The organism is Achromobacter deleyi (genome assembly GCF_902859705.1).
GTDB lineage: Bacteria > Pseudomonadota > Gammaproteobacteria > Burkholderiales > Burkholderiaceae_B > Achromobacter > Achromobacter deleyi.
In genome coordinates, this window is record NZ_CADIJO010000012.1 from 158,732 (window position 1) to 174,486 (window position 15,755).

Consider the following 15,755-nt stretch of genomic DNA (forward strand, 5'->3'; position numbering starts at 1 on the left):
TCGGACGCCGTTTTTTTTACAGCACCTTCAAGAACGCCAGCAGCGCATCGATCTCATCCGGACTCAGGTCCAGCGGCTTGATGTGCGCCGACTTGCGCGGCGCATACGGATCGGGCGGGTTGTCCGGCGCCGGTTCGCGGCCCATGCCGGCGTTGTACATGCGCAGCAGTCCCTTCAGGTCCGGAAACAGGCCGTTGTGCATCCACGGCCCGGCGCGCGAGACATTGCGCAGGCTGGGCGTGCGGAACTTGCCCAGGTCGTCGAGTTCGCGCGTGGCTTCGAAGCGCCCCAAGTCCTGGTTGCGGCGGCCGTAGAACGACAGGCCGATGTTGTGGAACTGGTGGTCCGTCAGCAGCGGGCCGCTGTGGCAGTTCATGCAGCGGGCCTTCGTACGAAACAGATGCAGGCCGCGTAGTTCCGTATCATCCAGCGCATCGGGCTTGCCGGCCAGGAATGCATCGAATCGCGTGGGCTCGGGCCGTAGCGACGCGACGAACGCCGCCAGCGCGCGCGCCAGGCGGTCCGCATCCACGGGCGACGGCGGCGCGGGGGTGGCGTCAGGCGCCGCAGCAGATGCCGCAGCGGGTGCCGCGTCAGGTGCCGCGCCGAATGCCGCCAGGAACAGCGGCGGATAGGCCTCCGTCTGCCGCAGCCGCGCCACTGCGCCGGCCGCGTCATGGTTCATTTCATGCGGGTCGTGCAGCGGCCCCATGACCTGTTCCTTCAGGCTGGCCGCGCGCCCATCCCAGAACAGGCGCGGGGCGAATGGCGCGGCCAGGAGCGGCGTGGAACGACGCCGGCCCATCAGCTTGTCTTCGCCCACCGCCAGCGCCAGGCCATCCGTGAAGGCGCGCTGCGGCAGGTGACAGGACGCACAGGACACCTGACCCTTGCGCGACAGGCGGGTATCGAAGAACAGCATCTGGCCCAACGTCACGACCGGCGCACGCGCCACGTCGGCCGCCAGTTCCGCCTGGCCCGGGTTCGCGGCTGTCCAGCTCAACGGCAGATCGGATGCAGGCGGTACCGCCGCCCATTCCGTCCAGCGCACGCCCGGGTCGATGGTGGGCGCCGGCCACGTAGCGGCGGGTCCGGCGTAGCGGAACCGCAGGCAGGCGGCGTCTGCGCCTGTCGCGTTGCGGCAGGCGGGCGCGACAGTCAATGGAGCAGCCCCCGGCGGCTCGGCGCCCTGCGCGGCGCTGGCCAGCGCCAGCGCCGCGCCCGCCATCAGAAGCGATAGCCGACTTGCAGCCATAGCTCGCGTCCCGATTGGAAAGTGCTGCGGTTGGTCTTCAGGTTGGGATTGCTGGCCGTCACCGCGGGCATGCGGTTCAGCACGTTCAATACCTCGACCGTGAATTCCAGGTTGCGGGCGAATGTGGGTTGCCAGGCCAGCTTGGTGTCCCAGGTCCAGTACGACGGCAGTTCACCGGATTCGAAGCGGTCCAGGTAGTAGGGCTTGGGGCCCACGCCGACATAGATGGTGGCATCGCGCTTGCTGCGCCAATTGACCATGTTGCTCCAGGTGAGCCCGGCGCGGGGCCACGCGCCGATCAGCGTCATCGTGGCGACCTGCGGCTGGTAGAAGGTGCTGGGCGGCAAGTCGATGGCGCGGATCTGCGAACCGTTGTAGATCACGTAGTCGTCCGGCGCGCGGGCGTCCGCGGTGTAGCCTTCGACCAGGTCGGCGTTGGTCTTGCGCTTTTGCCAGCTCCACGAGGCCTGCATGTTCCAGCGCGTCTCGCCCAGGCGCCAGGGTTCCAGCATGCGCAGCGTCAGGCTGACGCCGTCCGTGGTGGACAGGCCGTCGTTGGTGTACTTGTAGCCGTCGCGTTCGTTGCCGGTCTTGGTCCATTGGTCGCGGCCGTTGCGGTGCACGTAGCTCAAAGTGCCTTCCAGTCCTGCCATGCGCTGGCGCAACGACACGGCCCATTCGTCGTCGTAGGGCAGGCGCAGGCCCTGGTATTCGACGAAGTACTCCTTGTTGCCATCGGCCACCGGCTTGCCCTTGGCATCCAGCACCTGCTTGCGCAGGCGGCTGCGCTCGGCTTCCAGCGCGGTTTCCAGCACTTCGCCGCCGTAGTAGCGCGACCAGCCGGCGCTGAGCAGTGTGTCGCCCGAGCCGAACAGGTCCCAGTCCAGGCGGGTGCGCGGCGAGAGGTTGGTGTTGCCCAGGAAGGTCTCGCGGTCGTAGCGCACGCCGGCATCCAGCGCCAGGCGCTGCCATTCGATGCGATCGGACAGGTACAGGCTGGCCATGTCGTAATTCACGTTCACGGTGCCGGGCAGATAGCGGACCTTGCTGAAATCCTGGTATTTACCGTTGGCGCTGTAGGCGCGGCGATAGGAATAGGTTTCCTGGTAGCGCTTGAAGGCCGCATCGATATGCTGGATTTCCGTACCGGCGTACAGGCTGTGCGTGAAGACGCCCGTGCGCACCGGGTCCAGGTCGATGCGGCCCTTGAGCGTCCAGGTATCCTGCTGCGTCTGTTCGCGGCCGAAGCCGCCGGCGGTGTATTGCGGCAACCGGTAAGGCTGGTACGTGACCAGTTCGTTGCCGACCGATGTGCGGTTGCTCATCGAACGGTCCCAGCCGGCCTGCAACGTGAAGCGGCCGCCCTGGAACAGGTGATCGACATTGCCGCTGACACCGCGCGCGCCGTGATTGTTGTCCCAGCGGGTGTTGCGGAACAGGTCGCTGGCCAGCGTCTCGTGCCGGTCGCTGTATTTCAGCGTCAGGTCGGCGATGGTGTCGGCGCTGGCGCGCACGCTGAACTTGCCCAGGAAGTTGTCGATGCGGTCCTGGTAGCGGTCCTGTCCGGGCAGGGGCTGGCCCTTGTCGTCCACGCCCATGTTCCAGCGCGTGATGTCCGATTCGCGGCGCGACATTGCCAGCACCGCACCCGTTTTCTCGTTGAACGCAATGTCGCCCACGGCGGAATAGAAGCGCTTCTTCCATTCCGGCGAGTAGCCGGGCTTACCTTGCGCCCAGCTGTTCTCGTCGCCTTCCGACACCTGTTGCTGCGTCATCTTCGACGTGTTCCAGCGGTAGTCCAGGTTCAGGTGGTTCTCGCCGGAAAAACGCCGCAGCCGCGCGTCGACCACGCCGCCGGTAAAGCGCCCGTATTCCACCGGCACGAAGCTGTCGTGCACGCGCACTTCGTCGAGCAGGCTGGTGTCCACGAAGTACGACTGCGGATTGCTGGGGACGTTGCCGACCTGCAGGTTCAGGTTCTTGCTGGCCGGATCCACGCGGTTGGTTGCGTCCATGCCGTCGATCTGGAACAGGTTCTGGTAGGGGCTGGAGCCGTGGAAGGAAATGTCTTCCACGTTCAGCGAGCCGCGATTCTGCGAGCCCGCCGCGCCGGGATTGGTGCGCACCGCGGGGTGGGTGGCCAGCAAGGTGCTCAGGTCGCGGTTCGACGACGGCGTTTCGGCGATTTCCTCGCGGCCGTAGACGCGTTCGCCGACTTGTTCGCCATAGACCCGCACGGCTTCCAGCCGCAACGCCGAGAATTGGCTGGTCTTGTCCACGAAGACGATGTAGCGGCCCGGGCCGTCTGCGCGCAGCGCCAGGCCGGACCCTGCCAGCAGCTTGTCCAGCGCCAGCAGGGCCGAATACTCGCCTTGCAGTGCGGGCGCGATCTTGCCAGCCACGGCGGCGGGCGGGAACGAGATTTCCAACCCGGCCTGGCGACCCAGCGCCAGCAAGGCATCGCCCAGCGGCTGGGCGGGAAGGTCGTACGAGGTCGCGCGGGCCGGGGGTTGTGCGGCGACAGGCGCTGCGAGCGCCAGCGCGGCGCAAAGGATGGCGGCCGAAGCGCCTGCCAGGCGCCGTGCGCCGCCGTCAGAGGGGAAAGCCATGGATACGTCCCAAGCTGTGTTGATGTCAGCCGTAGGACGTGGCGACGCCGTGTTTACCTCAGTGCCAGATCGATGAATAATTTATATCGATTCTCATTTACTGATTGGTGTGCGCACGTCAACGCAGGATCAGCAGGCCCGGCAGGTCCGTGATGCGCACCGGCGTCTGTGCCAACAGCAGGTCCAGCGCCCGCTTGGGGTTGGCGATATTGGCGGTGCCGGACACGCGGGTGCGCCGCGCCGCGTCACCCATGACCACGATGTGCTTGCCTGTGTAGCGCGCCAATTGCGCGGCGGCGTCGGGCAGCAGCGCATTGTTGAACGCCAGCAGGCCCTGGCTCCAGCCGGGCGCGTTTTCCTTGGGCGCGTCACCACGGAGGATGCCGGCAGGCGAGACGGTGGCTTCCTGCCCCGGGTCCAGGATCAGCGATTGGCCATCGGCGCAGGCCAGGCATTGCACCGCCACACGGTGCTGATAGACGGTGATGCGGGTGCCGGCCGGCTCGCGCGCCACGGTGTAGCGGGTGCCCAGCGCGCTCGCCGAGGCGTCGGGCGTGGCCACCGTGAACGCGGGGCCATCGGCAACGCGCGGCGCGGCATTGAACAGCGCCTGGCCGGCCAGCAAGCGCACTTCGCGCTTGTCCGGGCCGAAGTCGACCGCAATGGCGGAATGCGCGTCCAGCACGGCGGTGGACCCGTCGGGCAGCGCCACGCGCAGCACTTCGGCGCCGCTGGCGTAATCGGCCCCGGGATGAAAATCCCGCAGCGTATGCCAGGCGATGCCGGTGGCCGCCAGCAGCGCCAACGCCAGGACCGTACGCCGCTTGCGGGCCGGCCGTGGCGGCGCCAGCTTGCCGCGGTCGATCTCGCCCATGCGGCGCCACACCCGTGCCAGCCGGTCGTATGCCGCGGCATGGCTGGGGTCGGCCTGGTACCAGGCATCGAATTCGGCCTGGGTCTGGGCGTCCAGTGTTTGCCCGCTGGCGCGGACCACCCAGCGCGAGGCCTCGTCATTGGCGGCCTGCGGCCCGCGAACGGACGACGCGGTGCTCATGCCAGCGCCTGGTCGCAAGCCAGCAGGATGCGCATCATGTGTTTTTCCACCGCGCTGACCGAGATCGCGAACCGCTCGGCAATGGCGCGATAGGTCAGGCCATCGTGTCGGTGCAGCACGAACACATCCAGGCTGCGGCGCGGCTGGGCGAGCAACGCGGCTTCCAGCCGGCGCAGCAATTGATTGGCGGCGGCCACATCCAGCGTGTCGGCTTCGAAGGCAGGGGGCTGCGCGGCAGCGTAGTCGGCGACGGCGGTCAGTTCGCGGCCGCGGCGCCGGTGCCAGTCGGTGGCGATGTTGGCGGCGACCCGGAAGACGTAGGCGCGGTCATTGTCCGGGCGGGTCTTGTCCTTGAACTCGGCCAGCTTGATCCAGGTGTCCTGGGCGCAGTCCTGGGCCACATCGCGGGACCCGGTGCGCAGCGAAAGAAAACCCAGCACCTCGCGGTAGTGGCGAAGAAATACATCGGTAAGCGAAGACATGTCGCTGACGCCAGGCGCCAGATAGAGTCAAATTCGCAACCAATTATAAATGATAACTATTATTATTACTAGACGATTGCCGGCGTGGGCAAGCGGTGGGCGGCCTGGCCGCCCACCGTGATCAGGCTTCGCTCTGGTCGATTTCTTCCAGCGAACCCTGCAGTTCAAGCCACTGTTCTTCCAGCGTTTCCATGCGCTTGCCGTGTTCGCCATGCTCGGCCATGACCTTCTGGCGTTCGCTGCGGCGTGCGTCGGAATACAGGTCCGGGTCGGCGATGACACCGTCCAGCGCATGCAGCTTGGCGCGCAGCTTTTCCATTTCGGATTCCACCTTGGCCAGCTTGGCTTCCAGCGGCTTGCGCAGGGCCGACAGGCGTTGGCGCTGTTCGGCCTCGGCCCGGCGCTGCGCCTTGCGGTCGACCACGGGCTCGCCGTTTTCGGCGCTTTCGCGGGCCGCTTCGGCGCGTTCGCCGGCGTTGCGGGCGGCCAGCCAGTCCCGGTAGTCTTCCAGATCGCCGTCGAATTCGCTCACGGCGCCGTCGGCCACGATCCAGAAGCTGTCCACCGTCGTGCGCAGCAGGTGCCGGTCGTGCGAGACCAGCAGCATGCTGCCGCCGAATTCGGCCAGCGCGGCGGCCAGGGCCTCGCGCGTTTCCACGTCCAAGTGGTTGCTGGGTTCGTCCAGCAGCAGCAGGTTGGGCTTTTGCCAGACGATCAAGGACAGCGCCAGGCGCGCTTTTTCGCCGCCCGACATCGGGCCGACCTTGCTGTTGACCGTATCGCCCGAGAAGCCGAAGCCGCCCAGGTAATTGCGCAGTTCCTGCTCGCGCGTTTCCGGCGCCAGGCGCGCCAGGTGCGCCAGCGGCGTGCTGTCCAGATCCAGCATGTCGAGCTGGTGCTGGTGGAAGTAGCCGATGGCCAGGCCGCGCGAGGCGCGGCGTTCGCCGGCCTGCACCGGCAGCTCTTCAGCCAGCGTCTTGATCAGCGTGCTCTTGCCGGCCCCGTTGGCGCCCAGCACGCCCACGCGGCTGCCCGCGCGCACCATCAGCGTCACGTCGCGCAGGATCGGCACGGCGTTGCCTGCCGCATCGGTATAGCCGGCGGACAGGTGTTCCAGCGTCAAGAGCGGGTCGGGCACCTGGTCGGGTGACGGGATGCGGATGTCGATGCCGGCTTCGGCCTGCAGCGGCGCCAGCACCTGCATGCGGGCCAGCGCCTTGACGCGGCTTTGCGCCTGCTTGGCCTTGGACGCCTTGGCCTTGAAGCGGTCGATGAAGCCTTGCAGGCGGGCGGTTTCGCGGGTCTGGCGTTCGTAGGCGATGCTGGTCTGGCGCAGGCGCTCGGCGCGCTGCGTCAGGAAATCACCGTAGCCGCCGCGGTAGCGCACCAGCTTGGCATGGTCGAAATGCAGAATCGACTTGGCCACCGCGTCCAGGAACTCGGTGTCGTGGGAGATCAGCATCACGGTGCCCGGATAGGCGCCCAGCCATTTCTCCAGCCACAGCATCGCGTCCAGATCCAGGTGGTTGGTGGGTTCGTCCAGCAGCAGCAATTCGGACGGCGCCATCAGTGCGCGCGCCAGCGCCAGGCGCATGCGCCAGCCACCGGAAAAGCTTGCCACCGGCTGGGTCCACTCGGCCGGCTTGAAGCCCAGGCCGGCCAGGAGCTGTTCGGCGCGGGACGCGGCGCTCCAGGCGCCAGCCTCGACCAGGGCGGCCTCGACCTCGGCGATCTGCGTGCCCTGGTCGTCGGTCAGCTCGGCGCGGCGCGCTTGCAGCGCGCGCAGCCCCGTGTCGCCGTCGATGACGAATTCGCGGGCAGGGCGGTCGTCGGCGTGCAGTTCCTGTTCGACACTGGCGATGCGCCAGCCGGCAGGTACTGCCAGATTGCCGGCGTCCAGGTCCAGCGAGCCGGTCAACAGGGCGAACAGCGACGACTTGCCGGCGCCGTTCTTGCCCACGATGCCGACGCGTTCGCCGGGATGCACCACGAATTCAGCGTCGTCCAGCAGTACCTTCGTGCCGCGGCGCAGGGTCAATCCAGTAGCGCGTATCACGTCGTCAACTGCTCGCGGGTCAAGAGCAGGAGCTGGTCGGATGCCTCTGCCGTATCCAGCCACACCGGCGACAGCTCGGGGAAGGCGGCTTCGAAGAAATCACGTTCGTGGCCGATTTCCAGCACCAGCACGCCGTCTTGCGCCAGAAAGCGCGGCGCGGCTTGCAGAATGCGTCGCACCAGGTCCATGCCGTCGGTGCCGCCGGCAAGCGCCAGGTGGGGCTCGTGGCGGTATTCCTGCGGCAGCACGTCCATGGAACCGCTGTTCACGTAGGGCGGATTGCACACGATCACGTCGTACTGGCGTTCGGGCAGGCTGTCGAAGAGGTTGCTCTGATGCAGTTCCAGCCGGTCGGCCAGGCCGTAGTCGTCGACGTTGCGGCGGGCTACGTCCAGCGCGTCCGGCGAGACGTCGACGGCGTCCACGTGGGCATACGGGAAGGCCATGGCCGACAGAATCGCCAGGCAGCCCGATCCCGTGCACATGTCCAGTACGTTGTCGACGGCCTGTGCGTCCTGCACCCAGGGCGACAGGCCTTCGTCCAGCAGCTCTGCGATGGGCGAGCGCGGCACGATGACGCGCTTGTCCACGTAGAAGCGATGCCCGCGCAGCCAGGCCTCGTTGGTGAGGTAGGCAGCCGGCACGCGCTCGGTCACGCGGCGGTCGATCAGGTCCAGCACGCGGCTGCGCTCTTCGGTCAGCACGCGGGCGTCCAGGAAGGGCTCCAGCGTGTCCAGCGGCAGGTGCAGGGCGTGCAGGACCAGGTAGACCGCCTCGTCCCAGGCGTTGTCGCTACCGTGACCCAGCGCCACCTCGGCGGCGTTCAGGCGCGATACGCCGTAGCGGATCAGGTCGCGCAGGGTCAGCAGTTCTTGGCGGGCGGATTGATACATGAGGGGCTTTTTACTTGGCGGGCAGGAGGTTTTCCAGCGTGCGCCGATAGATGTTTTTAAGCGGGTCCAGCGAGGCCAGCTCGATACGCTCGTTGACCTTGTGGATCGTGGCGTTGCAAGGGCCGAACTCGATGACCTGCGGACAGATCTTGGCGATGAAGCGGCCGTCGGACGTGCCGCCCGTGGTGGACAGCTCGGCCGTCACCCCGGTTTCGTCGCGGATCGCCTTGACCAGCGCATCGGTCAGCGAACCGCGCGGGGTCAGGAAGGGCTCGCCGCCCAGGTCCCAATCCAGCGTGTATTCCAGGCCGTGCCGGTCCAGCACTTCGTGCACCCGCGCCTGCAGGCTTTCCGGCGTGCTGGCGGTGGAGAAGCGGAAGTTGAACAGCGCCACGGCATCGCCCGGCACCACGTTGGTGGCGCCCGTACCCGAGTTCAGGTTGGACACCTGGAACGTGGTCGGCGGGAAATACTCGTTGCCCTGGTCCCATTCGATCTTGACGATGTCGGCCAGCGCCGGCGCCAACTGGTGCACCGGGTTGCGGGCCAGGTGCGGGTAGGCCACGTGGCCCTGGATACCCTTGACCGTCAACGTGCCCGACAGCGAGCCGCGGCGGCCGTTCTTGCAGGTATCGCCCAGCACGTCGCCCGAGGTGGGTTCGCCGACGATGCAGTAGTCCATCTGTTCGCCACGCGCCTTGAGCGCGTCGCAGACGATGGCCGTGCCGTCGATCGACGGGCCTTCCTCGTCGGACGTGATCAGCAGGGCGATCGAACCGCCGTGCTGCGGGTTGGCCGCCACGAATTCCTCGGCCGCCACCACGAAGGCAGCAATCGAGCTTTTCATGTCAGCCGTGCCGCGGCCGTACAGGTAGCCGTCGCGCTCGGTGGGCACGAACGGATCGCTTTCCCACTTCTCGCGCGGGCCCGGCGGCACCACGTCGGTATGGCCGGCAAAGACGGCCAGCGGCGCGGTCGTGCCGCGGCGCGCCCACAGGTTGGTGACACCGCCCTGGGCGATGGTTTCGCAGGTGAAGCCGATGCGCGCCAGGCGCGCAGCCAGCGTCGCCTGGCAATCCGCGTCCGCCGGGGTGACCGACGGGCGCGAGATCAGGTCCTTGACCAGATCCAGAACGACAGAACCCGACATTTGGCTTAGGCCCTCAGCAGATCATTGATGCTGGTCTTGGCGCGGGTTTGCGCGTCGACACGCTTGACGATCACGGCGCAGGCCAGGCTGTGCGAGCCGTCGGCCGACGGCAGCGAGCCCGGCACCACCACCGAACCCGACGGCACGCGGCCGTAGGTGATCTTGCCCGTGGCGCGGTCATAGATCTTGGTGCTTTGCGACAGGTACACGCCCATGGCCAGCACCGAGTTCTCTTCGACGATCACGCCTTCCACGACTTCCGAGCGGGCGCCGATGAAGCAGTTGTCTTCGATGATGGTGGGGTTGGCCTGCAGCGGCTCGAGCACGCCGCCGATGCCGACACCGCCGGACAGGTGGACGTTCTTGCCGATCTGGGCGCACGAACCGACGGTGGCCCAGGTGTCGACCATCGTGCCTTCATCGACGTAGGCGCCGATGTTGACGTAGGACGGCATCAGGACCACGTTGCGGCCCAGGAACGCGCCGCGGCGGGCCACGGCGGGCGGCACCACGCGGTAGCCGCCTTGCTTGAACGCGTTGTCGCCGTATTCCGAGAACTTGAGCGGCACCTTGTCGTAGAACTGCAGCGGGGCCTGGCCCATGATGGCGTTGTCGTTCAGGCGGAACGACAGCAGCACGGCCTTCTTGATCCACTGGTGCACGACCCAGTCGTCGTTGATTTTTTCGGCCACGCGCAGGCGGCCCAGGTCCAGACCGTCGATGGTGTGCTCGACGGCTTCGCGCACTTCGGCGCCGGCATCGCCGAACGACAGGTTGGCCCGGTCGTCCCAGGCTTTTTCGATGGTGGTCTGCAGGTCGAGAGTCATAGCGGGTCAGCTTTTCAAAGGTTGATCAAACAGAAGTATGTACAAAATGGGCAATGCGTTCGGCCGCCTGCACGCAATCGGCCAGCGGCGCCACCAGGGCCAGCCGGATGCGGCCCTGGCCCGGATTCACGCCGTGCGCGTCGCGAGCCAGATAGCTGCCCGGCAGCACGGTAACACCGGTACGGCCATAAAGGTCACGGGCAAACGCCGTATCGGACCCCGGCGTGGCCGCCCACAGGTAGAAAGACGCCTGCGGCCGGGACACATCCAGCACGTTCTGCAGGATGGGCAGCACGGCCTCGAATTTTTCCCGATACAGGCGCCGGTTGTCCTTGACGTGGGCCTCGTCCGTCCACGCCGCGATACTGGCGGCCGACACGATCGGGCTCATGGCGCTGCCATGATACGTGCGATACAGCAGGAAGCGGCCGATCAGCGCGGCGTCGCCCGCCACGAACCCCGACCGCAACCCCGGCACATTGGACCGCTTGGACAGGCTGGAGAACGCCACGAGGTTGCGGTAGTCGTTACGGCCCAGGCGGCGCGCCGCCTGCAGGCCGCCCAGCGGCGGATTGCCTTCGTCCAGGTAGATCTCGGAATAGCACTCGTCCGACGCGATCACGAAGCCGTAGCGGTCCGACAGGGCGAACAGGTCTTCCCATTCGTCCAGCGTCATCACGTTGCCGGCCGGGTTGCCCGGCGAGCACACGAACACCAGCCGCGTCTTTTTCCAGACCTCGTCCGGCACCTGGTTCCAGTTGCAGGCGAAATTGCGCAGCGCGTCCGCGTTGACGTAGTAGGGCGTGCCGCCGGCCAGCAGCGTCGCGCCCTCGTAGATCTGGTAGAACGGGTTGGGGCAGATCACCACCGACCCGGCCGACGGGTCGATCACCGTCTGGGTAAAGGCGAACAGCGCTTCGCGCGAACCCAGCGCCGGCAGCACCTGGGTGTCGGCGTCGGGCGCCGGAATGCTGTAGCGCCGCGCCAGCCACTCGGAAATCGCCCGGCGCAAGGCCGGGTCTCCCTTGGTCGACGGGTACACCGACAGCCCGCCCAGGTGGTCGCGGATGGCCTGCCCGACGCGCTCCGGCGCGGCGTGCTTGGGCTCGCCAATCGACAGGTTGATGGGCGTCAGGCCGTCCGGTTGCGAGCTGGCAGAAGCCAGCAAAGCCCGCAATTTTTCGAACGGGTAGGGGTGTAGAGCATCGAGGCGCGGATTCATGACGCAAGATTTTAACAAGCAAGCTACAATAGCGGGCTTGGCTTTGCGAAGGTGGCGAAATTGGTAGACGCACCAGGTTTAGGTCCTGACGCCGTAACAGGTGTAGGGGTTCGAGTCCCCTCCTTCGCACCAAACCCCTATTAGATGCTGTTTTGGCCCGGGTGGCACCCTGGCTGGGCAGTGTCTGCAAGACTGTTGCAACTGGCTTTCAGGCCGGGTTGCAGCGCGGAAACCCCCTTGGCAGGAATGCCTTGGGGGTTTTTGTTTTGGGCGGAGCTGGCTGGGGGCGGGGGCTACAGCAGGAAAGGGAGCAAAACGATGCCGTGGACTAGAACAAACACGCCGAATAGAGCCATATCGTGTTCTCCCCAGGAAAATATCACTTGGCTGCTATAACCCTTGGCGTCTCGCCCTGCGCCAAAAGAGCAGGGCGGCCAGCGGGGTACACAGCAGGGCGCCGATAAGCAAGTCTCTGGGGGCCCGCAATCCGTCGAGCTCGTAGGCGATTCCCAGGAGAAACATCGTGGAACCTATGGCGGCCAATATCACCGCCAATAGATAGAGCACCTTGGAGAGGATTGCCGGAGTCTTGGAAATAACTCGGATTGTCTCCTTCTTGCGTTCCAGGCTGGCGATGGCGGCTTCCAGTTCAAGCCGGCGCTTCTTTTCTTCAAGCTGTTCGATTGTGTCTGGCATTGGGACGGCATTCAACGGGGGACTCAGAATTGTAGTCTGATGATTTGTTTACTTGAAATAATAGTCAGCACCCTATTGTGAGTAAACCGCAGCCTGACACGCTATTCCTCGCCCTCTCACTCGGCAGTCGAGGCATGCTTTTTCAAGATCGGTGCCATCTTCGGCGACCAGCGATAGCCGCCCTGATAGGGCGTGGCATAACCCAGGACCGTGAGCTTTTCCAGCACCGTACGCATATGTGGCCCGGGATAAAAGGAGCAATCCAGCGAAAAGCTCAGTTTGTTGAAGTGAACGTCATGCCAGGAATACACGTACACGAAGTAATCGATCAGTTCGTCCAGTTTCTGCGCGTTGTGCCAGTGCCTGGCAGCCACAGCTGCGGCTTCATAGGGTTGGCAATTGAACCGGAATAGCGAGTAGTTGGGATAGCCGGAAATCGGGTCTTTTACCGGCTCGGCGATCTGCAGGCCATGCAGAATGCTGCATATCCATTCCCATGTGGATATGCTTTGGTTATAGAAAGCCAGGGTATCGAGATCCCATGTTTCGTTTTCGGTGGAGCTTCAGCAATCAAGGTCATCACCGTCAACGTCGGAAAGCCGTCGACGCTATCAACGCCGGGTGACGGGACGATGACCAACTTTGCAGCAACAGTACGGCACCTGTTTAAGAAACCGTCCCCACAAGCCGTATTTATCCATAGCCCCGCATTTCGCGCTCAGCTTCAAAGGCAGCTATGGCACGCAGAAATTCCGACCTGGTACGTCATTCAATAGCAGCCGTCACGCTGGCCTGTGCCATCGACGGCATCGGCCCCGCCGACGCTCAATCCGTGACAAGCACCGGCCAAATCACGCCAGGCCCGGTCCAGACGCCCAACTGGTCGGTCGGCGCGGACCTGATCGTGGGAAACACCGCGGCTGGCGCACTCACCATTGACGTAGGCGCTACGGTCGACAACAGCGACGCCTACATCGGCAACCAGACGGGCAGCGCGGGCACGGTGACCGTGTCGGGCAGCGATGGCAGCGGCCAGGCCTCGACCTGGACGAACGCCGGCACGATGCGCATCGGGGTGGAATCGGGCAGCAACGGAGCGCTCAATGTGCTGGGCGGTGGGGTGGTCAAAGGTGACTCGGCCATCATCGGCGACGAGACCGGCGGCGTGGGCGTCGTGACGGTCTCGGGGACGGGGTCGACACTGACGCTTTCCACCGCTACGGCGTTCCAGATCGGCCGCGAGGGCCGCGGAACGCTCCTGATCAACGACGGGGCCGTCGTGCACAGCGGACAGGCCAGCCTCGGCCTGGGCGGCGGCGAAGGGCATGTCACGGTTGCTGGTGCGCGAACGGTCTGGGACCCGGTCGGCAATATCTATGTGGGCCTGGGCGGCACCGGTGAACTGCGGGTTCAGGATGGCGCCGCGGTCAGCACGGTCGGCCCGACGGGCCCCACGTCTGCCGCAAGCATTTACATCGGCTTGAGCGGCGGCAGCGTCGGCACGGTGACGGTATCCAGTGCGACCGCCGATACGTCCACGCTTAGCGCAAGCGACGGCATCGACGTCGGTCTGAGCGGCGACGGCACGCTGAACATCGAGAAGGGCGGCTGGGTGCGGACGAGCTTCGACACCTGGATGGCTCGCACGCCCACGGCCACGGGCACGCTGAACCTGAACGGCGATGCCAGCGGCCGCGGCGTGCTGGAAACGGGCGCTGTCGTCAAAGGGTTGGGCAACGTCACCCTGAATCTGAACGGCGGCATCCTGCGTGCGAATCGCGACGAATCCGATTTTCTGAGCGGCTTTGCCACGCAGGCCGTGGGCGCCGGTGGCGCCTGGTTCGATACGAATACGCATGAGGTCGGCGTAGGCACCGCCTTTTCCGGCTCGTCCAGCTTGACGAAGCTGGGCGCGGGCACGTTGACGCTGACCGGCAACAGCACGGCATTCACGGGCAACACCGAGGTCCGTGCCGGAACGTTGCAAGTCGATGGCGTACTGGGCGGCTCGATGAACGTTCTGGCTGGCGCTCGGTTGACCGGTACGGGCCAGGTCGGCGCCACGGGCAACCGTGGCACGATCGCGCCGGGCCCGCGCAGCGGCTTCGGCACGCTGACGATTGCCGGCGACTATGGCGCCCAGGGCGGCAACCTTGAAATCAGGACGAAGCTGGGCGATGACAACTCGCCGACGGATCGATTGGTCATCACGGGGGGGACGTTCGGTACGACCCCCGTGACCGTAACCAACGTCGGAGGCGAGGGCGCGCTGACCCAGCGCGGCATACAGGTGGTGCAGGTCAATGGCCTGTCGGCCGGGCAGTTCAACCTGGCCAATGGCGACTACGTCATCGCCGGCCAGCCGGCGTTGGTGGCCGGGGCCTACGGCTATGTATTGCAGAAGGACCCGGCCAACGGCAATTGGTATTTGCGTTCGTCATTGACGCAAGTCGGCGCACCCGAAGCCGGTGTGCCGGGCGTTGGCGCACCGGAAGGCGGCAATGGCCCCTCCGGCGCGCCGGGGCCCTCCATGTACCAGCCCGGTGTGCCGGTGTACGAAGCCTACGCCAACACATTGCTGTCGTTGAGCCAGTTGCCCACCCTGCGTCAGCGCGTCGGAAACCGCCTCTACGATGCGGCGGACACGGGGCGCAATGGTGTGTGGGGCCGGGTGGAAAGCACGACCAGCCGCGCCAATCCCTCGGTGTCCAGCACGGGCCAGCACCAGAATACCGACAGCTGGAAGGCGCAGTTCGGCGTTGACCGGATACTGTCCGGCGAGCAAGGCGGTTCGCGTCTGGTCGGCGGGTTCAATGTGCACTACGGCACGGCCAAGACCCACGTGTCGTCGCGCTATGGCGATGGCAGCATCGACACCACGGCCTACGGTCTGGGTCCGACGTTGACCTGGTACGGCAACGACGGCACGTACGTCGACACCCAGGCCCAGGTGACGTGGTTCAACAGCGACCTGAATTCCCGTCTGGCGGGCAAGCTGCGTGACGGCCAGAATGCGCGTAGCTATGGGCTCAGCGTCGAAGCGGGCAAGCCGTTCGCACTGAAGGAAGGGCTCGCGCTCATCCCGCAGGCCCAGCTGAGTTACGTGTCCACCCACTTCAGCCGCTTCAACGACAGATTCGATGCACGGGTTGAAAGCGACAAGGGCGACAGCCTGCAGGGTCGTCTAGGCATTGCGCTGGACTACCAGCGCAACTGGCATGACGCCAGCGGAAAGGCGCGGCAAGCGAATGTCTACGGCGTTCTCAACGTGAAACGTGAATTCCTGGACGGAACTCGGGTGCAGGTATCGAGCGTGCCGGTCAGCAGCCGGATGGGTCGTACCTGGGGCGGCATGGGGGTGGGGGCCAACTTCGGTTGGAACGAACGCTACGCGCTCTATGGCGAGGTGGGCGCCGATGCCGATTTCTCGGGCAGTTACGTCGTGACCGCAACGGCGGGTTTAAGGATCGCGTTCTAGATAGCCAAACTGGCTTTATTTGCAGTATCGGAT

12 protein-coding genes and 1 tRNA gene are annotated in these 15,755 nt (G+C 65.8%); 2 read left to right on the plus strand and 11 right to left on the minus strand.

Annotated elements, in window-relative coordinates; all coding sequences use genetic code 11:
* Positions 1–16: 16 nt before the first annotated feature.
* From HV798_RS18370 to dapC, 9 genes are all read right to left on the minus strand, one after another.
* Positions 17–1,255: a cytochrome-c peroxidase gene (locus tag HV798_RS18370; protein WP_175191948.1), complete on the minus strand. Its 1,239-nt coding sequence runs from the start codon at positions 1,253–1,255 to the stop codon at positions 17–19.
* Entirely contained in the window at positions 1,228–3,864 is a 2,637-nt protein-coding gene (locus tag HV798_RS18375) for a TonB-dependent receptor plug domain-containing protein (RefSeq protein WP_175191949.1), read from the minus strand. The genes HV798_RS18370 and HV798_RS18375 overlap by 28 nt, the downstream gene beginning before the upstream one ends.
* A gap of 118 nt (positions 3,865–3,982) precedes the next feature.
* The gene (locus tag HV798_RS18380; protein WP_175191950.1) at positions 3,983–4,918 is read right to left on the minus strand and encodes a FecR family protein; all 936 of its coding nucleotides are present in this window, start codon (positions 4,916–4,918) and stop codon (positions 3,983–3,985) included.
* Positions 4,915–5,400, minus strand: coding sequence for an RNA polymerase sigma factor (locus HV798_RS18385; RefSeq protein WP_025135886.1), 486 nt, complete (start codon positions 5,398–5,400; stop codon positions 4,915–4,917). Before HV798_RS18385 ends, HV798_RS18380 begins: the two co-directional genes overlap by 4 nt.
* A gap of 121 nt (positions 5,401–5,521) precedes the next feature.
* The gene (locus HV798_RS18390; protein WP_175191951.1) at positions 5,522–7,456 is read right to left on the minus strand and encodes an ABC-F family ATP-binding cassette domain-containing protein; all 1,935 of its coding nucleotides are present in this window, start codon (positions 7,454–7,456) and stop codon (positions 5,522–5,524) included.
* Positions 7,453–8,349, minus strand: a complete 897-nt coding sequence (gene prmB, locus HV798_RS18395; protein WP_175191952.1) for a 50S ribosomal protein L3 N(5)-glutamine methyltransferase — start codon at positions 8,347–8,349, stop codon at positions 7,453–7,455. Before prmB ends, HV798_RS18390 begins: the two co-directional genes overlap by 4 nt.
* Before the next feature lie 10 nt (positions 8,350–8,359).
* Entirely contained in the window at positions 8,360–9,499 is a 1,140-nt protein-coding gene (dapE, locus tag HV798_RS18400) for a succinyl-diaminopimelate desuccinylase (RefSeq protein WP_175191953.1), read from the minus strand.
* Between the two features lie 5 nt (positions 9,500–9,504).
* On the minus strand, positions 9,505–10,326 hold the full coding sequence (gene dapD, locus HV798_RS18405; protein WP_025135890.1) for a 2,3,4,5-tetrahydropyridine-2,6-dicarboxylate N-succinyltransferase: 822 nt from the start codon (positions 10,324–10,326) through the stop codon (positions 9,505–9,507).
* 25 nt (positions 10,327–10,351) lie between these two features.
* Positions 10,352–11,548, minus strand: a complete 1,197-nt coding sequence (gene dapC / locus HV798_RS18410) for a succinyldiaminopimelate transaminase (protein ID WP_175191954.1) — start codon at positions 11,546–11,548, stop codon at positions 10,352–10,354.
* Positions 11,549–11,593: 45 nt separating this feature from the next.
* Between dapC and HV798_RS18415 the strand changes: the two genes are divergently transcribed.
* Positions 11,594–11,680: transfer RNA gene (locus HV798_RS18415), tRNA-Leu, on the plus strand.
* A gap of 258 nt (positions 11,681–11,938) precedes the next feature.
* Here the strand turns inward: HV798_RS18415 and HV798_RS18420 are convergent.
* Positions 11,939–12,244 (minus strand): hypothetical protein, encoded by a 306-nt coding sequence (locus HV798_RS18420; RefSeq protein ID WP_025135945.1) that lies wholly within the window; start codon positions 12,242–12,244, stop codon positions 11,939–11,941.
* Between the two features lie 116 nt (positions 12,245–12,360).
* Positions 12,361–12,618, minus strand: a complete 258-nt coding sequence (locus HV798_RS18425; protein WP_175192012.1) for a hypothetical protein — start codon at positions 12,616–12,618, stop codon at positions 12,361–12,363.
* A 362-nt stretch (positions 12,619–12,980) separates the two neighbouring features.
* Between HV798_RS18425 and HV798_RS18430 the strand changes: the two genes are divergently transcribed.
* Positions 12,981–15,722, plus strand: a complete 2,742-nt coding sequence (locus HV798_RS18430) for an autotransporter family protein (RefSeq protein WP_175192013.1) — start codon at positions 12,981–12,983, stop codon at positions 15,720–15,722.
* Positions 15,723–15,755 lie beyond the last annotated feature (33 nt).